This window comes from Nitritalea halalkaliphila LW7 (assembly GCF_000265075.1).
GTDB classification, from domain to species: Bacteria; Bacteroidota; Bacteroidia; order Cytophagales; family Cyclobacteriaceae; genus Nitritalea; species Nitritalea halalkaliphila.
In genome coordinates this window covers 65,972-86,920 of record NZ_AJYA01000030.1, presented here as the reverse complement: position 1 = coordinate 86,920, position 20,949 = coordinate 65,972, and the positions used below count along the sequence as shown (strand labels likewise).

Annotated in this window: 19 protein-coding genes and 4 pseudogenes; 6 read left to right on the top strand and 17 right to left on the bottom strand. The window is 47.1% G+C overall.

What is annotated here, in order from left to right; translation table 11 throughout:
• Positions 1-59: 59 nt before the first annotated feature.
• The 11 genes and pseudogenes from A3SI_RS22715 to rpsT all read right to left on the bottom strand — a co-directional run bounded on the left by A3SI_RS22715 (position 60) and on the right by rpsT (position 9,327).
• Positions 60-317 carry an efflux RND transporter periplasmic adaptor subunit gene (locus A3SI_RS22715; RefSeq protein ID WP_316929171.1) on the bottom strand — a complete coding sequence of 86 codons (258 nt, stop codon included), beginning with the start codon at positions 315-317 and terminating at the stop codon, positions 60-62.
• Positions 277-1,137, bottom strand: a complete 861-nt coding sequence (locus A3SI_RS11180) for an efflux RND transporter periplasmic adaptor subunit (RefSeq protein WP_316929170.1) — start codon at positions 1,135-1,137, stop codon at positions 277-279. The genes A3SI_RS22715 and A3SI_RS11180 overlap by 41 nt, the downstream gene beginning before the upstream one ends.
• Positions 1,138-1,234: 97 nt before the next feature.
• Positions 1,235-1,471, bottom strand: a complete 237-nt coding sequence (locus A3SI_RS22710; protein WP_316929169.1) for a TolC family protein — start codon at positions 1,469-1,471, stop codon at positions 1,235-1,237.
• Positions 1,472-1,478: 7 nt separating this feature from the next.
• Entirely contained in the window at positions 1,479-2,651 is a 1,173-nt protein-coding gene (locus A3SI_RS11175; protein WP_316929168.1) for a TolC family protein, read from the bottom strand.
• Positions 2,652-2,884: 233 nt separating this feature from the next.
• Positions 2,885-4,450: a ribonuclease Y gene (gene rny, locus A3SI_RS11170; RefSeq protein ID WP_009055927.1), complete on the bottom strand. Its 1,566-nt coding sequence runs from the start codon at positions 4,448-4,450 to the stop codon at positions 2,885-2,887.
• A gap of 63 nt (positions 4,451-4,513) precedes the next feature.
• Complete coding sequence (locus tag A3SI_RS11165) at positions 4,514-4,798, bottom strand: cell division protein ZapA (protein WP_040670746.1); 285 nt, start codon at positions 4,796-4,798, stop codon at positions 4,514-4,516.
• Positions 4,798-5,082: a hypothetical protein gene (locus A3SI_RS11160; RefSeq protein WP_009055924.1), complete on the bottom strand. Its 285-nt coding sequence runs from the start codon at positions 5,080-5,082 to the stop codon at positions 4,798-4,800. The genes A3SI_RS11165 and A3SI_RS11160 overlap by 1 nt, the downstream gene beginning before the upstream one ends.
• A gap of 8 nt (positions 5,083-5,090) precedes the next feature.
• A pseudogene (pheT, locus tag A3SI_RS11155) lies at positions 5,091-7,501 on the bottom strand (phenylalanine--tRNA ligase subunit beta).
• 113 nt (positions 7,502-7,614) lie between these two features.
• Complete coding sequence (locus A3SI_RS11150) at positions 7,615-8,232, bottom strand: DUF1684 domain-containing protein (protein WP_009055923.1); 618 nt, start codon at positions 8,230-8,232, stop codon at positions 7,615-7,617.
• Positions 8,233-8,244: 12 nt separating this feature from the next.
• Positions 8,245-8,934, bottom strand: coding sequence for a RadC family protein (gene radC / locus A3SI_RS11145; RefSeq protein WP_040670728.1), 690 nt, complete (start codon positions 8,932-8,934; stop codon positions 8,245-8,247).
• Between the two features lie 141 nt (positions 8,935-9,075).
• Complete coding sequence (rpsT, locus tag A3SI_RS11140; RefSeq protein ID WP_009055921.1) at positions 9,076-9,327, bottom strand: 30S ribosomal protein S20; 252 nt, start codon at positions 9,325-9,327, stop codon at positions 9,076-9,078.
• A gap of 261 nt (positions 9,328-9,588) precedes the next feature.
• Here rpsT and A3SI_RS17555 point away from each other — a divergent pair, with 261 nt between their 5' ends.
• Both A3SI_RS17555 and A3SI_RS17550 read left to right on the top strand, forming a co-directional pair.
• Positions 9,589-9,912: a phospholipase C/P1 nuclease family protein gene (locus A3SI_RS17555; protein WP_050977504.1), complete on the top strand. Its 324-nt coding sequence runs from the start codon at positions 9,589-9,591 to the stop codon at positions 9,910-9,912.
• Positions 9,913-9,926: 14 nt separating this feature from the next.
• A complete protein-coding gene (locus tag A3SI_RS17550; RefSeq protein ID WP_050977503.1) occupies positions 9,927-10,340 on the top strand; it encodes a phospholipase C/P1 nuclease family protein in 414 nt (137 codons plus the stop codon).
• Positions 10,341-10,521: 181 nt separating this feature from the next.
• On the opposite strand, the pseudogene A3SI_RS11130 reads toward A3SI_RS17550, so the two are convergent.
• Together A3SI_RS11130 and ettA are read right to left on the bottom strand one after the other, a co-directional pair.
• Positions 10,522-11,885: pseudogene (locus A3SI_RS11130) on the bottom strand (pyridoxal phosphate-dependent aminotransferase).
• A gap of 184 nt (positions 11,886-12,069) precedes the next feature.
• Complete coding sequence (ettA, locus tag A3SI_RS11125) at positions 12,070-13,749, bottom strand: energy-dependent translational throttle protein EttA (protein ID WP_009055920.1); 1,680 nt, start codon at positions 13,747-13,749, stop codon at positions 12,070-12,072.
• A 133-nt stretch (positions 13,750-13,882) separates the two neighbouring features.
• On the opposite strand from ettA, the gene A3SI_RS11120 reads away from it, so the two are divergent.
• The 3 genes from A3SI_RS11120 to A3SI_RS11115 all read left to right on the top strand — a co-directional run bounded on the left by A3SI_RS11120 (position 13,883) and on the right by A3SI_RS11115 (position 15,432).
• Complete coding sequence (locus A3SI_RS11120) at positions 13,883-14,878, top strand: DUF349 domain-containing protein (protein WP_009055919.1); 996 nt, start codon at positions 13,883-13,885, stop codon at positions 14,876-14,878.
• Between the two features lie 38 nt (positions 14,879-14,916).
• A complete protein-coding gene (locus tag A3SI_RS22705) occupies positions 14,917-15,129 on the top strand; it encodes a hypothetical protein (protein ID WP_009055917.1) in 213 nt (70 codons plus the stop codon).
• An 81-nt stretch (positions 15,130-15,210) separates the two neighbouring features.
• Positions 15,211-15,432: a DUF2795 domain-containing protein gene (locus A3SI_RS11115; RefSeq protein WP_008625540.1), complete on the top strand. Its 222-nt coding sequence runs from the start codon at positions 15,211-15,213 to the stop codon at positions 15,430-15,432.
• A gap of 98 nt (positions 15,433-15,530) precedes the next feature.
• Here A3SI_RS11115 and A3SI_RS17545 read toward each other — a convergent pair whose 3' ends face one another.
• The 3 genes from A3SI_RS17545 to queA form a co-directional block, all read right to left on the bottom strand.
• Positions 15,531-16,385 carry a cell wall-active antibiotics response protein gene (locus A3SI_RS17545; protein ID WP_009055916.1) on the bottom strand — a complete coding sequence of 285 codons (855 nt, stop codon included), beginning with the start codon at positions 16,383-16,385 and terminating at the stop codon, positions 15,531-15,533.
• 163 nt (positions 16,386-16,548) lie between these two features.
• A complete protein-coding gene (locus A3SI_RS11105; RefSeq protein ID WP_009055914.1) occupies positions 16,549-17,229 on the bottom strand; it encodes a 2-C-methyl-D-erythritol 4-phosphate cytidylyltransferase in 681 nt (226 codons plus the stop codon).
• Positions 17,230-17,272: 43 nt separating this feature from the next.
• A complete protein-coding gene (queA, locus tag A3SI_RS11100) occupies positions 17,273-18,322 on the bottom strand; it encodes a tRNA preQ1(34) S-adenosylmethionine ribosyltransferase-isomerase QueA (protein WP_009055912.1) in 1,050 nt (349 codons plus the stop codon).
• Positions 18,323-18,446: 124 nt separating this feature from the next.
• On the opposite strand from queA, the pseudogene A3SI_RS11095 reads away from it, so the two are divergent.
• A pseudogene (locus A3SI_RS11095) lies at positions 18,447-19,690 on the top strand (ABC transporter permease).
• A gap of 153 nt (positions 19,691-19,843) precedes the next feature.
• Here A3SI_RS11095 and recA read toward each other — a convergent pair.
• Positions 19,844-20,882, bottom strand: a pseudogene (recA, locus tag A3SI_RS11090) (recombinase RecA).
• Between the last annotated feature and the right edge of the window lie 67 nt (positions 20,883-20,949).

Here is a 20,949-nt window from a genome sequence, read left to right as displayed (position 1 = left end):
AGGGCCACGAAGATCATGGTCACCGCGATGGGGCGCTCTAATAAAAATCGAATCATACCTTAATCGTTTACCACCTGCACCGGCGCTTGATGTGCCAGCTGTAAATTATTCGACGTAATCACCGTCATGTTTTCCTCTATGCCACTCAAGATTTCTACCTCACGGCCATTATCCTTACCCACCTCCACATAGTTCCACTTGGACTCATTATTTTCTATGGTGAAGACCACCGGCCGCCCAGAACGATACACCAGCGCCTGCTTGGGCACCACCAGACTATTGTTTTGGGGCGCACGAATCACCGCCCGCGCATTCATCCCCGGTAGTAAGGTACCCGGATTCCGGATCAGCACCCCCCACCTGCACAAGGCCATTTTCATCTACCTTAGGATTAAGACTGCGCAGCGTACCCACCCGCATCTCACCCCCACTAACCGGGTAAATTTCAGCCTCCTGATTCAGACTTAATAGCGAAATATCCGATTCTAATACCTTCACCTTTAACTCCAAACTATTCGTGTTCACGATCTCTAGCAGCTCCGCACCTGCACTCGCCACAGCCCCCTGCTTCAGCTTCACATTCGCTACCTGCCCACTAATCGGTGCCACAATCTCCCCTTTTTCGAAGTCCCTCTCCGCTTCCTTCAACTCGATTTCCGCGATAAGCACACCGGAATTTGCTTTCAGCTGCTCCTGAATAAACTGCTTGCGCTCTTCGTCATCGCCTTCCATGATCCGCTCGAAGTTTAAAAGTTCAGATTCGTATTTGGCCAGCGCGTTGCGCAAAGCAATCTTCGCCTTTTCCACCTTAAATGCAGCCTCCTCAGGAGCTAAAGTGGCGAGCACCTGCCCCTTCGTAACCCGATCCCCCTCTTTAACACGCAACTCACTCAGAAAACCAGACCGCTCTACGACCACCAGCACCTCCTCTAAAGCATCGACCTTTCCTGTAGCATTAATAAGGTAATCAAAAGACCTACGCTCAGAGACTGCCGTACGCACAGGAGTAGCCGAAACCTCCGCACGAAAATTAGAAGCAGGAATCTCTTCTTGCTTTTCCTTCTCCTCCGCACAGGAGCTGAAGAGCAGGCCTGCGGCCAAAACTGAAAAAAAGAAGGTATAAACACTAGCTTTCATAGGGTATTTTCTAATTCAGGGTTATATAAAAGTTGATCATTCGCAAAATCATAGAGCGTAAGTCGCCTCAGCTCATAATAGGCCTCCCAGTACGCTTTTAAAGCGGTAATGTAGCTCTCCTGTTCTGGTCTTTTTCCTGCTGCGCGATCGTCAGATCAGTGAGCGAAAAAGAAGACTCTTGATAACGACGTAACGCCAAATTATACCGCTTTTCGGCCACCTTGTCTGCAAGCTCCGTAATTTCTAAGCGCTCTTTCAGCATAGAAAAGTTACGTACCTTGGTAAAAATCTCCTGCTCGAAATTGATGATATCCTGCTCTACCGTGTACTGCACCAGCTCCCTATTGGCACGCGCTGCCCATTCGCGCCTTATTTCTCCCCCAGTCTAAAACGGGAATGAAAAACGACATATTCACTAGCGTTTGCGTGTTCGGGTTCGTGTAAATATCTGTCCACTGCAGCGCAGCATTATTCAATCCATAGCTCGCATTTAGATTTAAAGCAAATCGCTCCCCACGCGCACGAGCCACAGCCGCCTCCGCTTCTAAATTCTGAATGTCAAATTTCACCGCATCCGCCCTATTCTGAAAAGCCAAATCTAATGCCTTAGAAAAATCAATCTGCGCCTGCGGAATCTCCGCTGGGGTTAGTAAAATCAACTGGCTGCGCTCATTCAAGCCTACAAAAGCCTTTAAAGATAGGGAAGAACGATCCAGATCAAGTTGCGCCTGCGCTAAATCCTGCTTGGCCTGTAGCACTTGCAGCTCGATCTGCAGCAATTTATCCTCATACGTGGCACCCATTTCGTAACGTCGCTGCTCGATTTTATAAATGTCTTGGGTGTTCAGTAAATTTAAAGAAGCGATTTCTACGTTCGCCTGCGCTACTAAAAAATCAAAATAAATACTCGTTACGATAAAATTAATTTCCTCCATCTCCTCCACAAAGGCCTTATTCGCAGCCTCGTACCGCAGAGGTTCGATCATCTTATCCCATTTTAACGGATTAAATGCAAAGATTGGCTGATTTAAACGAACGTTTACCGGTACTCCCTGCCACTGCGTCTGAGGAAAGCCCTCCGGTGCTAAAAAATTATCAAAACGACTGGTAGAAGAGTTGACCGAAATCCGTCCCCCAGTAGCCGCAATCTCCTGCTCCATCCCAATCTCCAAATCAGCTAAATTTTGCCTCACCTCACGAAAAAGAATAGAGCCATCAGGCTGCACGACATTCGAAAAGGCCTGTGAAAACGCCGGCACTGTACCCCCTAATCGAAGCTGCGGATTATAATTCGATCGAAACAGACGATAGTTCCAGTAATTATTCTCCCTCCGCGTCTCTGCTCGCTTAGCGGCTGGGGACTGGGCGCGCGCACGGCGCAAGACATCCTCTAAACTCAATACAAACCGCTCTTCCTCCTGACTCACCGCCTGTGCGTACAAGGAGGAGTAAAAGCTAAGAAAAAGGAAGTTTAAGAGTAAAAAGCTACGTAAAAATAAGTCGAACACTCTCATTTACCATAATTTTTAGATCTTAAGTTTACGTACGAAAAGTTAATAATCCTATCAAGGCTTAATTTTTTTTACAGTTTTTAACAATAAAATCTAAACAATGGTCGCCAGAGGCTAGAACCACACCTTCCCTTGAAACATTCTAATAAAAAGCACGACCCGATGACGAAAACGCCACCGGGTCGTGCAAAAAAAGAAGCCCAATAAAAAAAGAGGCCCGATAAGGACCTCTTTCATTACTTCGCGTAATTCACTGCCCGCATCTCACGGATCACGGTTATTTTAATTTGACCAGGATACTGCATCTCCTTTTCGATTTTTTGTGAAATATCGAACGATAGCTTGCTTGCCGTCACATCATCCACATGCTCTGCATCCACTAATACACGCAGCTCACGACCTGCCTGCATCGCAAAACATTTATTGACACCATCGAAGCTAAGCGCTAAATCTTCCAGCTCCTTCAGACGCTTGATGTAGCTGTCCATAATCTCTCTGCGTGCTCCCGGACGTGAACCAGATATGGCATCTGCTGCCTGCACGATGGGCGAAATCATCGCCGTCATCTCGATTTCATCATGGTGCGCACCGATAGCATTACATACCTCAGGATGCTCCTTGTATTTTTTCGCTAGCTCCATACCCAAAATAGCATGAGGCAGTTCCGCTTCTTCTGGCCATACCTTTCCGATATCATGGAGTAAACCAGCACGCTTAGCCAGTTTTGCATTTAGCCCCATCTCAGCAGCCATGGTCGCCGACAGCTTGGCCACCTCTCTGGAGTGCTGTAAGAGGTTTTGACCGTAAGAAGAACGGAAACGCATGCGTCCTACCATCCGGATAAGCTCTGGATGTAAGCCATGAATGCCTAAGTCGATACAGGTACGCTCACCTATCTCGATAATTTCCTCCTCAATATTCTTTTCGGTCTTCGCCACGACTTCCTCGATTCTGGCAGGATGTATTCTACCATCCTGCACCAGACGATGTAGCGATAAACGCGCGATTTCACGACGTACAGGATCGAAACCTGAAATGATAATCGCCTCTGGGGTATCATCTACCACGATTTCCACCCCGGTAGCAGCTTCTAAAGCGCGAATATTACGCCCCTCTCTACCGATGATCTTTCCTTTAATGTCATCACTCTCGATATTGAAGACAGAGACACAGTTTTCGATAGCATGCTCTGTAGCCGTACGCTGGATGGTATCCAAAACGATTTTTTTCGCCTGCTTAGTCGCTGTCAGCTTAGCTTGATCCAGAATATCCTTGATCTGAGAAGAGGCCTTCGTAGTCGCCTCATCGGTAAGCATTTCCACAAGCTGTTCCTTCGCTTCCTCACGCGTAAGACCTGCGATTTTTTCTAAGTCAGAAATACGCTGTGTCGTCACGCGCTCCAGCTCCTCTTTCTTCATTTGAACCGAATGAAGCTGCGCCTTTAAATTTTCTTTCTTGCTATCCAGCTCAGCTTCTTTGCGCTTTACCTGCTCCAGCTCCTTCGCTAAGAGCTGATCCCGCTGCTTTAACTTGTTTTCATTCGTGATTAAGATGCTTTTCTTCTTGCTCACTTCCTCTTCGAAGTCTGCCTTTAGCTTCAAGTATTTCTCCTTAGCTTCTAAAATACGGTCTTTCTTAATGGACTCTCCCGTAATCTCAGCTTCTCGGATGATACTTTTCGCCTTTTCCTTAGCATCTTCTTCGATTTTTTTATTGTTGCTCTTTAAAAACAGGCTCGCCACAAAGGCCCCCAGGCCTAGGCCGATGACGCCTGCGATAATCGTGTATAAGGACTCTCCCATAGGTTATTAAATTTAAGTTAACCCCCGATGAAGCGGTCCCGAAAAAAGAGAAAATAGAATAAGCTATAAAAGACCCTCTAACTGCTCATTAATAGCATGCAGCTTCGTAGAGAGCTGCTCGCGATCGGCCGTACTGAGAGACTCCTGTTCCATGGAAGCAACCATACAGTCAAACGCCACCATAGCGAGTAAATCTTGCTTATCATCCAAGCCAAAGGTCTCTCGATACTGCTTTATTTTTTCATTTAATAATTTACCCGCTTGTCTGATTCTGGCCTCATCTGCCACTTTTACCTTCATCGGGTATTCCCGATCTCCGATCTTGATGCGAATAGAAAGAGTATCCATCATTCAGACAAATAAGCGATTATAAGATCGATTTCGTGTATATAATTATTAAGCTTTTCTCTTAATTCAGAGGACTCACGATCTGCAATCGGTAAGTTCTTTACAAGTTTAGTGATTTTAATTTGATTTTTAAAATCTACCAAGCTGCGCTGCTGCTCATGCAGCTGCTCAGCCTGCTGCTCCGCGAGGCGCTTTAACTCCACATTTTCAGCCTGCAAAAGCTCCATACGCTCCTGTAAACGCTGTACGAGTAAGTGTAATTTATCCAGCTCCTCATGTAACATATTTGTGCTTATTTTCGAATAACCGCACCTAATTCCTTCTCGAAGGCATCCATCAAGCGCTGCATCGTCTTGTCGATTACCTTATCTGTTAACGTCTGCTTGACGTCCTGCAATATAAAGCTTAACGCATAGGCTTTCTTATCTTCTGGAAGTTTATCGCCTTGATAAACATCGAAAACACCTAAGCGCTGTAAGAGCTTTCCACCTGTCTTATGCGCTAAAACAGACACCTGAGCGAAAGATACCGAGCGATCTAAAACCAGTGAGAGATCCCTGCGTACCTCAGGGAACTTACTGATTTCCTGATACTGCTTGAGACCTTTCGCCTTTTTTACCAGTAAATCCCAGCTAAGATCCACATAAAATACCTCCTGCTTCACACCTGCTAGCTTGGCTATAGCACTAGAAAGCAAACCACAGCTCCCTAAAACCTGCTCACCGATAAACCACTGAATCGCATAATCAAAAGGCGCGGCATGCACCACTTCCACCTTACTCGGCTGAATACCCAGCTTTTCGAATACCAGCATCACCGCCGCATGCGCATCCTCGAAACCTACCGCAACACTTTTTTCACGCCAAGACTCCGCATGCCGCTGTCCCGTTAGCCACATCCCAAGACGCGAATCCTCCACATAGGCCCCATCGACCTTTCTATACGTAGTCCCGAACTCCAGCAACTTGAGATCTTTCTGACGTCGGTTAATGTTATGTGCACAAACTTCCAAACCGCTGAAAAGTAGCGTCTGGCGCATAACATCTAAATCTTCACTCAGCTTATTTAAGATCTCCACATGCTGAGTAGGATCTAGAAAACCACTCTTCTGCACGTACTCGGCTTTCGTTAGCGAGTTCGTCATGATCTCGTAAAAGCCACGAGAAGTGAACAAATCAATTAAGCGCTGCTGCAACTGCTGCTTATCCTTACTAGGGTGCAGGGCTAAATAGTCTGTATCCAAGGTCTCCGAGAGTGGAACACGGTCAAAGCCATAAATCCTTAAGATCTCCTCGATCACATCCGCCTCACGTGTAACATCGACGCGGTAAGGTTTCACCACCGCCGTGAACCCGAGATCGGAAATGTCTTGAACACCAATCTCTAGGCCTGCTAAAATCTGAAAAATCTCCTCCCTAGGAATGCTCACCCCGATTAAACGATCTACATGCTTGAATAACACGGGAATCGCCACATCCTCCACAGGAACAGGGTATAAATCAATGAGACCAGAAGTTACATGCGCGCCGGTCAGCTCCTGCAGCAGTAAAACTGCACGCTTTAGCGCATAAACAGGTAAATTGGGATCAGTGCCACGCTCGAAACGGAAAGATGCATCTGTCTTCAGTCCATGTAAAAGACTCCCTCTACGGATTACGTCCGGGCTAAAACAAGCACTTTCTAAAAAGATAGCACTTGTTTCCGCTGAAACCCCACTGCTGGCACCACCGAATATCCCGGCCATGCAAAGCCCCCCTCGTGCATCACAGATCATTAGCTCCTCACCTGTTAAGGTGCGCTCTTTCCCATCTAAAGTGATAAAAGGCGTGCCTGCCGGCAATTTTTTCACCTCGATTCCTCCTTCGATTTTCGCTAAATCAAAGGCGTGCAGCGGCTGACCTAAATCATGTAGCACATAATTGGTGACATCCACCACATTGTTAATCGGCTCTAATCCTAGCTTACGTAAAAACTGCTGCAACCACTCCGGAGAAGGTCCTACTTGAATACCCGCTAAGGTAATGCCCGCATAGCGCGGACAGTCCACAACATCCGCCACAGTCACCTGTGGAAGTGCAGCCCCAGTAGGTAACTGGAAGGAGGAAACATCCGGCCGACAAAGCGCCCGCTGTAATAAAGCCGCTAAATCCCGCGCCACTCCCAGGTGTGAGGCCGCATCGGCTCTATTGGGCGTAAGCCCGATTTCCAACACATAATCTGGAGCTAAGTCCAAATAGTCTGTAGCAGGTGTGCCGTTCGCTAAATCGGTTTCTAACACCATAATACCTGCATGGCTTTGCCCTAAGCCCAGCTCATCTTCAGCGCAAATCATCCCCTCAGAAACTTCTCCTCGGATTTTCGCTTTTTTAATCGTTAAGGGCTCCCCCTCAGAAGGGTAGAGGGTGCGCCGACGGTGGCTACAAGCACCTTTTGGCCAGCGGCCACATTCGGTGCCCCACAGACGATGGGAACTACCGTTTCCGGACCGATGGCTACAGTACAAGCACGTAATTTATCTGCATTCGGGTGAGGCACACAGGTAAGCACTTCGCCCACCACGACACCTTCTAAACCTCCTTGGATCGAATCATAACGGGTTATTCCCTCCACCTCTAAACCAGAGCCAGTTAATAGCGCCGCGATCTCTTCAGGTGACTCAGGAAGATGTAAGTAGGTATGAAGTTGATTAATGGATATTTTCATGGATAAAATTTCTCGTCTAAAACACAAAAATAAGAGATTTGACCGAAGGTGGAGGCCAAAGCTCTTATTTTATATCCATGATTCACCGCTTAGAAAGGGAAAAACAGAGGAAGCTACAGCTCATAATCCTTTTCACCTGCAAAAATCGGAATACTCAGCTCATTTTCGGCCGGAGGTATCGGACAAGCGTAGTTTGGATTATACGCACAATAGGGGTTATAGGCCAAATTAAAATCGATCGTAATGCTGCTTTGGCCATCCTGCCGCAAGTCGATGTAACGACCACCCCCATACGTTCCCTCCCCATTCGACTTGTCGTTAAAAGCAAGAAAGAAATTACGTTTATCTGCCTCATTGGCTGCTTGCAGCAGCAAAAGCCTGTGCTGAACTCCCTTTAGCTCGAAAACCGCATAACTATGCTTGATATACTTCCCTACAGAGCCATCCGTTTTTGGAATCTCTAACATTTTTTTGTTTTGAACAGGCTCGACACGCGCACGCACCCTGTAGGCAGGGTCTATAGGGAAATAGTCCAGTTCCTGCAAATCACGCTTTTGCTCGGCGGAAAGCGGAGACTCCGTATTAAACTTGAGATATTTAAACTGTCGATCGCGCTCCCGCTCTATTTTCTCTACATAAACCTCCGGATCATCCGTCCGTGTAAGGGTGTACACAAAAGCAAGAGCCACCACGACTAATACGCCCACTAAGAGAATGTTACGCTTATTCATCGCTCAATTTACTTATAAGATTCCTTCATCCGCAAAACTATAGTAGCCGGCATCTGTAAAAATCACATGGTCTAGAACGGGAATCTCTAGACTCTTGCCGACCTCCAATAGCCTTTTAGTCAAACGCCGGTCCGGTTCAGAAGGTTTTAAATTCCCAGACGGGTGGTTATGGACTAAAATCATGGACGAAGCTAGGTAATCTAGCGCATACTTGAAAATTAATTTCGGATCTGCGATGGTGGCATTTGTCCCCCCACTACTTATTTTCACCGTTCGAAGCACCAAGTTCGCACGGTTAAGTAACACGATGTAAAAGTGCTCGATTAGCTCATCCAGCAAAACAGGCTTCATCAGTGTGTAAACGTCCGAAGAAGAACTGATACGCGGCTTTCGCTCCGACTTGGTCTGCCCCCGCCGCCGACCCAGCTCCATCGCGCTCACGATCGTAATCGCCTTGGCTTCTCCTATGCCCTTAAAACGCATCAAGTCCTTCGGCTGCATTTTAGCCAGTGCACTTAAATCTCCCTCCACCTCGCGGAGCAAATCCCGCGCTAAATCGACCGCACTCTGCTGAGCCGTACCACTGCCTAATAAAATAGCGATTAACTCCGCATCCGTTAAATTCACCTTCCCCTTGTGAAGCAGCTTCTCCCTAGGCCTATCTTCTTCGGCCATGGCTAAAATTTTTGTACTTATGAGCATAATTCTAACTGAAAAAATATAAAGAATACCCAAAGATACCCTCCAACTATCCACTAATCGGGAACTAAACGCTTAAAAAAGAAGAAACAAAAAAAAACCACCCCGAAAGAGGTGGTCTGAATACTTGCATTCATTTAAAAATTAGAGTGCATTCACAAGCTTCGTCAACTTCGACTTCTTGTTAGATGCATTATTCTTATGAATCACGTTTTTCTTCGCTAACTTATCGATCATAGAAGTAACCTTCTTCAGTAACTCCTGAGCCTCAGCTTTGTCTGACGTGTTCTTTAATCTCTTGATAAAGGTTCTGGTCGTCTTCGCCTGATACCTGTTTCTTAGACGCTTTGCCTCATTCGCACGAATTCTCTTAAGCGCTGATTTGTGATTTGCCATATCTTTAGTTATGTTAATGCTTTAGTATTCCGCCTTTAAACGGAGTGCAAATTTAATTCAATTATTTGTAACCACAAAAAATTGCCTCATAAAGAGAAAAGAATTTTTAAAACCATTGCGCCAGCCACGCCCACTAAACAGCTTAAAAAGCCAAAACGCCACCTTTTCTACTCATAAGCACCGCAAATATACATAAAAACATTTACAAGCAACTAATCTCCGACTACTTCGGCCAGAGCCCCGACCTTTGTCCCAAAACCTATGGCACACTTGTTCTTACTCTGCGGCCTAACGCTCTGGGGCTTCCACGCACATAAATTAATCAACCAACAGGCGGTCTACTCCCTACCGCCCGAAATGCGCTCCTTTTTCCTTCTCCATCAAGAAGAGCTTCGTGAGCTGGCAGTAAACCCTGACAAACGGCGTTTTGCGGTCAAAGGCGAGGCAGAAAAACATTTCATCGATTTAGAAGCATTCGGCGACAGTGCCACTTATACCCTCCCACGAAGCTGGACAGCAGCAAAAGAGACCCTCGGAGAAGAATTCCTACGTCAAAACGGCATCCTCCCTGGAATCTCTACCTAACGCAGCTCCGCCTAGTGGAAGCCTTTAAAGGAGGGGACCCCAAAGTAATCCTCCGACTGGCAGCAGATATCGGCCACTACATCGGAGACGCACACGTCCCCCTGCATACCACTAAAAATTACAACGGACAGTACACGAACCAATACGGCATCCATGGCTTTTGGGAAACTCGGCTCCCTGAGCTGTTTAGCGCAGAATATAATTTCTTCGTCGGAGGGGCGAGCTACCTCCCGAATTTCAGAGAAAAAATCTGGCAAGTCGTCCGCGAAAGTCATGCACTACTCCCCATGACCTTAGAAGTAGAACGCCAACTCAGCACCACATTCCGAAAAAAAGGAAAATACAGCTACGAAGAACGCTCGGGCCGGACAGAAAAAACATATTCCTTTGCCTTCAGCCAAGCCTATCACCAAGCCTCGAGGGCATGATCGAAGACCGAATGCGCCAAGCCATTAAGGTTACAGCTGACGCCTGGTACAGTGCCTGGGTGGAAGCTGGACAGCCTAAACTAGGCCCTTAAACGAATAAAACCTAGCCTAAACCCAACCATTCCTATGTAACATTCCTTCCAATGCCCGACTTCAGCACCCTCAGTCTACTATCGCCCCCTTACGCGTAGCGTCCTGCAGTAGCGGCTAATGCCTGCTCATAACGAGGTAATAAGGCTGGATCCGAGCTTAAATAGTCTCGAATCGCTTGCGCCAATGTCGCAAAAGTCTTTCGGAAAACCGCTTCATCCTCCTCTAAAAGCGTCACACGGAAACCCCGTAAATCGGAACAAAACGAACTGATTGGAACCACACAAATCCCCGTTTGCCCCAGCAAATAATAAACAAAGCGTTTATCTGCAGGCAGTCCCGGCTCCGCCACCCAACGAGCGACCTCTTGCGCTATGGCCTCATTCGCTATAGGTAAATACTGCCGATCACTCAGCAGCAGGGGGTCAAAAACAATCGTATTATAAAATGCACCATGCGTAGGATTAAAATGAATTCCCGGAACCCCCTCCAGAAGCTCTTGCATCCATGCACTTCGACGCCCGATCGCTTGGTTGTTTTCTTCCCGATAGCGTATATACTCCGGATGCTCCATGATCTTAGGAATGGCCAGCTGAGGTAAAATGGTCGAACACACTTCGATCATCTTCGCATTTTCCAACGTCTGCACCAATTTATTAAACTCCTTCGAAGCATCCCGATTATAAAACTCCATCCATCCACAGCGCGCTCCCGGCCAAGGAAACTCCTTCGAAATCCCTTTTAATGAAATGCCCGGTAAATCTCCGATCACCTGCGCGAGTGGAACCGCCTCATACCCATTAAAGGTGATGTGCTGGTAGATTTCATCCGCAATCAGCAGCAAATTAAACTCCCGTGCGATCGCCACGAACTGCTCTAAAACTTCCCGCGGATAGACCATTCCCGTCGGATTATCTGGATTGATAATTAAAATACCGACGATAGAAGGGTTATACTTTACTTTATTATATAAATCTTCCATATCCGGCAGCAGTGATTCTCTGGATCCAATCGATAGGTGATCGGTGCCGCATTCGCATGGGCAGCCTCCGCCGAACTGTGTGTGCTGTAAGCAGGACTTGGCCCGATAATCCGCGCCGTAGGAATTAAAAACTGGTATAATTTCGCTATCGCGTCTCCCAGACCATTAAAAAACAAAATATCCTCCGCTGTAAGCTGGCAGCCTCCCTGGGCATTATTCTTTTCCGCTAAAAAGGCACGCGTAGCCGGTACTCCCTTAGAATCTGCATAACCGTAGCTGACATCCTCCTGCACCAGCTCTGACACGATCGCCTTCATCCAGCTCGGAATCTTATTGTTTTTCTGAATAGGGTCTCCGATATTCTCCCAGGTTATCGACTGCCCCAGTGCTGCGATGTTCCGCGCCTTTTTCACGATACCGCGGATCTCATAACTCAGCTCTTCCGCCCCTGGTCTTAAAAGTAATGTTCTCATAGTCCTACGCTGTGCTTAGCCAAATATACAGTATTTCAGACGTATGCTTACGAATACGGTAAAAATATTTAACTAAAAATAAAAAAAGCATCAGCGCACACGAAAAAAGCCGGCTTAGATGTAGGTCTCTAAGCCGGCCTTCCTTTTGCTTTGCGCCGAGGCGCAAAGGCCAAGCATGAAATACTTACTTCAGCTTCTTGTACTTAATACGCTTCGGAGTCAGATCCCCCAGACGCTTTTTCTTATTCTCCTCATAATCGGAGAAGTTCCCCTCAAACCAGTACACCTGAGAATCGCCCTCGAAGGCTAAAATATGCGTACAAATACGATCTAAGAACCAGCGGTCGTGGGAAATCACCACCGCACAGCCGCCAAAATTCTCCAGCGCCTCTTCCAAGGCACGTAACGTATTCACATCCAAATCATTCGTGGGCTCATCCAATAGGAGTAAATTCCCGCCTTCCTTCAGCATCATGGCTAAATGCACGCGGTTACGCTCACCGCCGGAAAGCACACCCACCTTTTTTTCCTGATCAGAGCCCGTAAAGTTAAACTTGCCCACGTAGGCGCGCGCATTGATCTCCTTACTGCCCATCTTGATGATTTCATTACCACCAGAGATGATCTCATAAACCGTCTTATTCGGATCTAAACTTCCATGTTCCTGATCTACATAGGAGAGCTGCACGGTCTCACCGATCTCAAAATCCCCCGCATCAGGCTTTTCTTGGCCCGTGATCAGCTTGAAAAGCGTCGACTTACCCGCACCGTTCGGCCCGATAATGCCGACGATCCCCCCTTGTGGCAAGTTAAAGCTCAGGTTTTCGAAAAGTAGCTTCTCCCCGTAGGCCTTAGAAACTCCGTTTACCTCGATCACTTTGGCACCCAAGCGAGGCCCTGGAGGGATGTACAGCTCTAACTTGGCCTCTTTTTCCTTCGACTCCTCACTTAAAAGCTTGTCATAGGCATTTAAACGCGCCTTGCCTTTAGCCTGCTTGGCCTTCGGCGCCATGCGGATCCACTCAAGCTCCCGCTCTAAAGTCTTCTGACGCTTAGAGGCCGTCTTTTCCTCCTGCTGCAGGCGCTTTTGCTTTTGCTCTAGCCAAGAAGAATAATTACCTTTCCACGGAATCCCCTCTCCGCGGTCAAGCTCTAAAATCCAGCCAGCCACATTATCGAGGAAATAACGGTCGTGCGTCACGGCGATAACCGTACCTTTATACTGCTGTAAGTGCTGCTCCAGCCAAAGCACCGACTCTGCATCCAAGTGGTTCGTCGGCTCATCGAGTAACAGCACATCCGGTTCCTGCAGGAGCAGACGGCAGAGGGCCACTCGGCGTTTTTCTCCCCCAGAGAGATTTCCTACGATGGCTTCGGAGGGCGGCAGGCGCAAAGCATCCATCGCCTTCTCTAACATCGTGTCAAGCTCCCAAGCATTCGCTGCATCCAGTTTCTCCTGAACCTCTCCCTGACGGGTAATCAGCTTGTCCATAGCATCGGCATCCTCCATCAGCGCAGGATCCATAAACTGCTCATTAATCTGCTCGAATTCCTTTAAGAGAGCGACCGTTTCGGCCACGGCCTCTTCCACCACCTCCTTCACCGTTTTTTCCGGGTCCAGCTGGGGTTCCTGCTCGAGCATGCCCACAGAGTAGCCCGGAGACCAGACCACCTCGCCGAGAAACTCCTTATCCATGCCCGCTATGATGCGTAAAAGGGAACTTTTTCCCGAGCCATTCAGACCGAGAACACCGATCTTAGCGCCATAGAAGAAGGAAAGGTAAATATCTTTAAGTACTTTTTTCTGAGGAGGGTAGATTTTTGACACCCCCGCCATAGAAAAGATGATTTTTTCAGAACTCATACGGTAAATATTAAGTTAGACAATCCTTAGAGACAAAGATGGTAAAAATACTTGTTTCTTAGGATAAATGCGATTGAATTAATTAATTTGCACTTTAGTGAGGGTAAAACAACTAACAACCTATTAAGTCAAAATGGAGCATCCATACGGATACATCAAAGAGGGGAAAGTCTACTTGAAAGGCTTTTTGAATCAGGAAGATAGGGTAATAGGCGAGGTCAAAGAAGACGAAGCTTCTACCATCAAGTATTTCGAAGAGCGTTTCGAAATGCTTTTAGAAAAAGTAAACAAGCTCAAGCAGGATATCGAAGAGAACCAAAACAAGGGTTCTTTCCTGATGAAGCTCATCCACCTGCGTGACTCGCTCTATGCCTATGACGCCTTAGGGGATTTCGTCCCCGTAATCGAGGAATTAAATGGCATACAGACCTATCTGGAAGAAATCATTCAGCAGAACAGGGAAAGAAATAAAACCATCAAGGAAGGACTCATCATGGAGGCCCTAGACCTGAAAGATTCTGACGAATGGAAGGAAGCCGGAGAGGCTATGAAGGAGCTGAAAATGCGCTGGATTAAAACAGGTCCGGTGGACAAAGAGCTCGAAGAGGAAATGGAAAGAACCTTTAATGCCATACTGGACTATTTTTTCGATCGACGTAAGCAGTTTTTCGATGAGTTAGCCAAACAAGCAGAGGTAAACATCAAGACCTATGAATCGCTCGTCATGCAGGCTCAGCAGGCCTTTAACATGCCGGACGCGAAAAAAGCCTTCGAAATCAGTAAACGCATCCAAAAAGAATGGAAGGAAGCCGGAAGAGTGCCAGCCGAAAGAAGAGCTCCCCTCTGGGATGAGTTCTCTAAGCTGAACAACAGAATCTTCAGCCGCTACCGCAGAAGTTTACAAACAGGCCCCCAACTTCGCCCTTGGGAAATTACCAAGAAGATGGAGGAAATGCTCGCCGAAGTCAAACGAATCGCAAAAAGTCCGAGCACCTACGAAGGAACCAACACCGTAAAGAAAATTCAAGGGGAATGGAAAAAACTTCCCCCACGCAAGCCTAGAGAGGCTAAATTACTCATGAGCTCTTTCCAGTTCTTCGCCGAGGTGGCATTCGAAAAAGCTTCTTAGAAAAACTCGCCAAAGGGAAGTACGAGGACTACAGAGAAATGCCCGCAGATGAACAAAAAAAGATAAAAGCAGGCATACTAAAAGACCTCCTTCAGCGTGATGAAAAAGAACTGGAAACCTTTAAAGATAATGCAGAAAACTTCCGTACAGACGAAGGAGACGCAGCGATGATGATTAGACGCAAGCTCAGTACGTACAAGCGAAAAGTGGATGTAAAAAATTATATCCTGAAAGAACTTTCAAACATTTAGGACGTTATGCATTAAAAATTTCAGAAGATTTCTATTTTTGCATTCCTTTTTCAAGGCGTTAAAACATTAAACGAAAAGACTATGTATTGGACATTAGAATTAGCTTCATACCTGGAGGATGCTCCATGGCCAGCGACTAAGGACGAATTAATCGATTATGCGATTCGTTCCGGGGCTCCGCTTGAAGTAGTCGAAAACCTTCAGGAGCTAGAAGATGATGGCGAACCGTATGAGAATATCGAGGAAATTTGGCCTGACTACCCTACTAAGGACGACTTTTTCTTTAATGAGGACGAGTACTAAAACACTCTCCTCCACATGATTAAAGCCTAAGGTGTACCCACACCTTAGCTTTTTTAGGTCCCTAAGTTTACTTAGGGCTAATTTTACACCACTTTATTTTAATAAGACTTCAGCTCAATCCCTCCGAAAAGCACTGAGCCCGTGATCAATAGGCGCCCCGCCGACTTCCGCGCTTTCTGATGCGGAAACCGCGGCATGCGCTTATCCTCCACCCCAGCGAAAATATGGGTACTGATGATATCCACCTGCCAATCCTGCGGCAAAATAAGCTTCACCCCTCCAAATGCCACATCCACATGCAAGCTCACCTCCCTATCGAGCTGCGTATTCGATAAATCCAGCTCCACTCCCGCGAAATAAACAGAAAATTTACCTCCCGAAAAACTCCCCACAGGTAGTCTGCGCTCGATCCCCGTAAATAAAGCATTGATGTGAAGTGACTCCAATGCTTGCACCTCGGACTCCTCCATATGCACTGAAGCCTGATCCTGCTCCTTTTGAGGTTCTCCCGAACCAAAGCCCTGTCCAGCCACAGCACCAGGAGACGCCCCGGCAGAAGTAAAAGCACGTGCAGCCTCCGTAGATTTAGGCTGCTTCTGGGAAAAAAGCATGGCCAGCTGTTCCTCCTGTCGTTTTTTACGAATCAAAAGATAAATCCCACAACTAATAAACAAGGCAGGTAAAATAAAATCTTCCCAGCCACTGGGAAAACGCACAAAATCACGAAGTAAAAAGACCGACCCAATCAGTAAAAGGATATAGCCAGCAGCATTTTTAAATCTACTGCTGATACCGATAGCAGCACCGATGAACATTAAAATCACTTCCCACTTGAATAACCATCTAGGAAGAGAAACGTCTAGCGCACGCAGGAGCAGGACTCCCCCCGCAGCGAACAGGATTATGGCCAATGTAATCTCAGAAGAGTTTTGACCCACTGGTGTCTTTTTCATAATAGGAAATGCTGGTTCTATACAAATGTACAGAATTTATCATTTGCCCCACAGGCAAAGAATAAAACATCAAAAAACCAGACCAATGCCTCCAAATAAAAATAACTGAGCTTCCAGACAGCCACTTCACCGCATACCCCTTATCCTTACCAACGACGAAAAGTCAATTTCCCTCTCTTGCTAACAAATACGCGGCGAACTCCATATCCTCAGGAGTCGTGATCTTAATGTTCTCTAAATTACCAGCTATGAGGTGGACGGCTTTGCCACTATGCTCGTACACGGTGGCATCATCTGTGAAGTGCGCCAGTTCCCCGGCCGTAAAAGCCGCTTGAATGGCCTCCAACCGAAAGGTCTGTGGGGTCTGAACCAAACGAAACGCTTGTCTTTCCCTCGCCCTAGACCTTCCCGAATCCTCGATTTCGCGAATAGAATCTTTCAGCGAAACTACTGCCACAGCACTTCCATGCGTCTCAGCCTCCACAAAGCTCTTACGAATCACCTCATCTGCCACGAAGGGGCGCACCCCATCGTGAATCGCCACTAGTCCCTCCTGAGGAGGGATAGCGCGCAGACCATTTCGGACAGACTGAAAACGGCTTTGGCCCCCGGCCACCACCTGATGCGCTACCTTAGAGCCGTGCTCAGCACAGAGTGCCTCCCAAAACAAAAAGTCTCGCTCTGGTAAAACCAAAAGCAAGTGAGCATCCGGCACTACGGTAGCGAATTTTTCTAAGGTACGGATGAGGACCGGTCGACCGCCGATTTCCAAGTATTGTTTGGAGATGCTGGCCCCCATACGGGAACCATTTCCTCCAGCCACGATGATAACGAAACGCTTCATAGCTTATCACTTCACTTAACAGCTGCTGCCGCCAAGGGGTAGATTATAAAATTAACATCGCATCCCCATACGAGAAGAAGCGGTACTTTTCTTTGATAGCCTCCTGATAGGCACGCATAATCAGGTCATATCCACCGAAAGCCGAAGCCGTCATCAGCAGCGTAGACTCCGGAAGGTGGAAATTCGTGATCAGTGCATTAGCAATCTTAAACTCATAAGGAGGGATAATGAACTTATCCGTCCAGCCTGCACTCGCCTTCAACCTGTTATTTGCAGTCACAGAAGATTCGATCGTTTTCAGAGAAGTCGTCCCTACCGCCACGACACGCTTTTTCTGGTCTAAAGCCTGATTCACATGCTCCACCGTTTCCTGAGGAATCTCGTAGTTCTCTGAATCCATTTTGTGCTTGGTGAGATCTTCCACGTCCACTTGGCGGAAAGTCCCTAAGCCCACATGTAACGTGATGGGAGACACTTGCACCCCTACCAGCTCTAAGCGCTTTAAAAGATGTGGCGTAAAATGTAAGCCCGCCGTAGGTGCTGCCACCGCACCGACATGCTTGGCAAAAATCGTCTGGTAGCGCTCACGATCTTCTGGCTCCACCTTCCGCTCGATATGTTCCTTAATGAGCGGCGTTTCACCTAAAGAATCGATCGCCTTATAAAAGGCCTCGTCCGTTCCATCGAAGAGAAAACGAATCGTTCTGCCGCGAGAAGTGGTATTATCGATCACCTCAGCCACTAAATCGCTATCCCCAAAGTACAGCTTATTGCCCACGCGAATCTTACGCGCAGGATCCACGAGCACATCCCACAGCCGCAGCTCTTGGTTTAACTCGCGCAATAAAAACACCTCGATTTTAGCACCCGTTTTTTCTTTATTGCCATACAGGCGGGCAGGAAAAACCTTGGTGTTGTTCATCACGAATACATCACCCTCTCCGAAATAGGTGACGATTTCCTTAAAAAGCTTATGCTCGATTTCACCCGTGGCGCGGTGTACCACCATTAGACGAGACTCGTCTCGATTGTCCACAGGATACTGAGAAATAAGTTTTTTCGGTACTTCAAATTTGAAATCGGATAACTTCATATAAGGAGATATAAATAGCTAGTTAGGTAGACTTTACGACTAATCGTAAAAAATGCAAAGATAATAAGAAAAAGTCCCTAAATCTACATATCTTCGGTAATTGTTTTAGACCAAGCCCTTTACTGTGATTTTCCTTAAGCTAACGTACGAAAGTCTGCGCTTTGCGATGCAAGCCCTGCGCTCGAACCTCACCCGCACCGTTCTTTCCCTCCTCGGGGTGACGGTGGGAATCTTCGCCATCATCGCGGTATTCACCGCTGTGGACTCCCTAGAACGCAGCATTAAAAATAGCTTCAGCTTTTTAGGCAGTAATGTGATCACCATTAATCGCTTCGAATTCGTGGGCTCAGCAGACTACCCCTGGTGGAAATACTTCCAGCGGCCCTATAACACCTACAGCGAATACCAGTTTTTATCCAATCAGCTTCGGAACGCAGAAGGCGTCAGCTTTTTCGCTAACGCCAGTGTTACCGTGCAAGCTGGCAACAATTCCTTTCGGGGAACCAACCTAACCGGTGTCACCTTTTCCTACAAAGATGTTTATGACGTCCCGATCGAATTTGGACGTTATTTTACCGAAATCGAAACGAACGCAGGCCGAAATGTGGCCTTAATCGGGGTGAAACTAGCCCGAAACCTCTTCCCAGGACAGGATGCCCTCGGCAAAGAAATAAAAATTAAAGGCCGTAAGTTCGTCGTCATCGGCATCTTCGAAGAGGAAGGTGAAGGACTCTTCGATGCGCCTTCTAAAGATGAAGCCTGTATCATTCCTTTTTCTGCCTTCACTAAAATTTATTATGTGGGCAATCGCGGCATCGAGCCCGACATCGCCATTAAAGGCCCAGACGATGAGCAGCAAATGATCGCCCTCGAAAACGAGATCATCGGCCTTATGCGAGCCAAACGCGGCTTAAAGCCGACAGAAGAGGACAACTTCTCCTTAAACAAGTCCGAATTCATCATGAACACCATCGGCTCCATCTTTTCCGTGATCAGCATCGCAGGGGCAGTCATCGGAGGCTTTTCCATCTTAGTCGGAGGCTTCGGCATCGCGAATATTATGTTCGTATCTGTGAAAGAACGAACCACCATCATTGGAGTACAAAAATCCCTCGGCGCGAAAAACTTCTTTATCCTCTTCCAATTCCTTTTTGAGGCCGTATTTCTCTCACTCATCGGAGGGCTGGGAGGCATCTTACTGGTGTACTTACTCACCTTTATCCCCGTAGCTCCTTCGAATTCGTCATGACCTTTAAAAATGTCATGCTGGGCGTTACGATTTCCTCCGTCATCGGCGTGCTCTCAGGAATCGTCCCAGCCACCTTAGCCTCCCGACTAGACCCCGTGGAGGCCATCCGAGCGAATTAATAGGATTACAGGAAGAATTAAACGGTAAAGAGGGCCCAGAATGGGTGACCGTCCCCTTTGCGCGTAGCCGCGCAAAAAAAACATCCCCGACACGTCTAAACCTGACTGTCGGGGATGTTTTTTATATGCTCAAAACCAGAAAGGGAGATAGCCTTAACCTTCTGCCTCTTCACCACGCTCCTCCGGCAACTTGGCACCGAGACCCGCTTTCTCCTTGATCTTGCGCTCTAATTCTTCCATGAGCTCAGGGTTATCCAAAATCAAATTCTTGACTGCATCCCGACCCTGGCCCAACTTATTTCCATCATAGGAGAACCAAGAGCCCGCCTTCTTAATAATATCAAACTCCACACCCAGATCGATGATTTCACCTACCTTAGAAATCCCCTGACCATACATGATATCGAATTCTACTACCTTAAATGGAGGTGCTACCTTATTCTTAACCACCTTCACTTTCGTGCGGTTTCCAAGGATGTTATCTGCTCCTTCTTTAATCTGACCGATTCTACGGATATCTAAACGAACAGAAGCATAAAACTTGAGCGCATTCCCCCCCGTCGTCAGTCTCAGGGTTACCGAACATCACACCGATTTTTTCCCGTAGCTGATTGATAAAGATACACGCACAGCCCGTTTTATTAATCGCTCCTGTCAACTTACGCAGCGCCTGCGACATCAAACGAGCCTGAAGACCCATTTTACTATCTCCCATGTCGCCCTCGAGCTCACCCTTTGGCACGAGTGCCGCCACGGAATCGATCACGATAATATCGATGGCCCCGGAACGAATTAAATGTTCTGCGATTTCGAGCGCCTGCTCACCATTATCGGGCTGCGAGATAAGTAAATTCTCCGTGTCGATCCCCAGTTTTTCTGCATAGGTCTTGTCGAAGGCATGCTCTGCATCGATGAAGGCCGCTAAACCGCCCTGACGCTGCGCCTCAGCGATACAGTGCATCGTTAAGGTAGTCTTACCCGAAGACTCTGGACCGTAAATTTCGATTACCCGACCTCGTGGAATCCCACCGATCCCTAATGCCATGTCTAAACCTAAAGAACCCGTGGAAATGGCAGGAATGTCTAAGACTTTGTTATCACTTAGCTTCATGACAGTCCCCTTTCCATAGGACTTCTCTAATTTATCGATAGTCAGCTGTAAAGCCTTTAGTTTTTCGCTCGCACTACTCATACTTTCTAATTAATTTTTCTTAACAAACAAGGATTCTCGAAATTACGTATTCTATCTTTGGTGAACA

What these genes read in the sequence shown, in the direction of transcription:
- A3SI_RS22715 (WP_316929171.1), bottom strand. Translation starts at nt 317, where the DNA reads ATGAATGCGCGGGCGGTGATTCGTGCGCCCCAAAACAATAGTCTGGTG.
- A3SI_RS11180 (WP_316929170.1), bottom strand. Translation starts at nt 1,137, where the DNA reads ATGAAAGCTAGTGTTTATACCTTCTTTTTTTCAGTTTTGGCCGCAGGC.
- A3SI_RS11175 (WP_316929168.1), bottom strand. Translation starts at nt 2,651, where the DNA reads ATGAGAGTGTTCGACTTATTTTTACGTAGCTTTTTACTCTTAAACTTC.
- rny (WP_009055927.1), bottom strand. Translation starts at nt 4,450, where the DNA reads ATGGGAGAGTCCTTATACACGATTATCGCAGGCGTCATCGGCCTAGGC.
- A3SI_RS11165 (WP_040670746.1), bottom strand. Translation starts at nt 4,798, where the DNA reads ATGGATACTCTTTCTATTCGCATCAAGATCGGAGATCGGGAATACCCG.
- A3SI_RS11160 (WP_009055924.1), bottom strand. Translation starts at nt 5,082, where the DNA reads ATGTTACATGAGGAGCTGGATAAATTACACTTACTCGTACAGCGTTTA.
- A3SI_RS11150 (WP_009055923.1), bottom strand. Translation starts at nt 8,232, where the DNA reads ATGAATAAGCGTAACATTCTCTTAGTGGGCGTATTAGTCGTGGTGGCT.
- radC (WP_040670728.1), bottom strand. Translation starts at nt 8,934, where the DNA reads ATGCTCATAAGTACAAAAATTTTAGCCATGGCCGAAGAAGATAGGCCT.
- rpsT (WP_009055921.1), bottom strand. Translation starts at nt 9,327, where the DNA reads ATGGCAAATCACAAATCAGCGCTTAAGAGAATTCGTGCGAATGAGGCA.
- A3SI_RS17555 (WP_050977504.1), top strand. Translation starts at nt 9,589, where the DNA reads ATGGCACACTTGTTCTTACTCTGCGGCCTAACGCTCTGGGGCTTCCAC.
- ettA (WP_009055920.1), bottom strand. Translation starts at nt 13,749, where the DNA reads ATGAGTTCTGAAAAAATCATCTTTTCTATGGCGGGGGTGTCAAAAATC.
- A3SI_RS11120 (WP_009055919.1), top strand. Translation starts at nt 13,883, where the DNA reads ATGGAGCATCCATACGGATACATCAAAGAGGGGAAAGTCTACTTGAAA.
- A3SI_RS22705 (WP_009055917.1), top strand. Translation starts at nt 14,917, where the DNA reads ATGCCCGCAGATGAACAAAAAAAGATAAAAGCAGGCATACTAAAAGAC.
- A3SI_RS11115 (WP_008625540.1), top strand. Translation starts at nt 15,211, where the DNA reads ATGTATTGGACATTAGAATTAGCTTCATACCTGGAGGATGCTCCATGG.
- A3SI_RS17545 (WP_009055916.1), bottom strand. Translation starts at nt 16,385, where the DNA reads ATGAAAAAGACACCAGTGGGTCAAAACTCTTCTGAGATTACATTGGCC.
- A3SI_RS11105 (WP_009055914.1), bottom strand. Translation starts at nt 17,229, where the DNA reads ATGAAGCGTTTCGTTATCATCGTGGCTGGAGGAAATGGTTCCCGTATG.
- queA (WP_009055912.1), bottom strand. Translation starts at nt 18,322, where the DNA reads ATGAAGTTATCCGATTTCAAATTTGAAGTACCGAAAAAACTTATTTCT.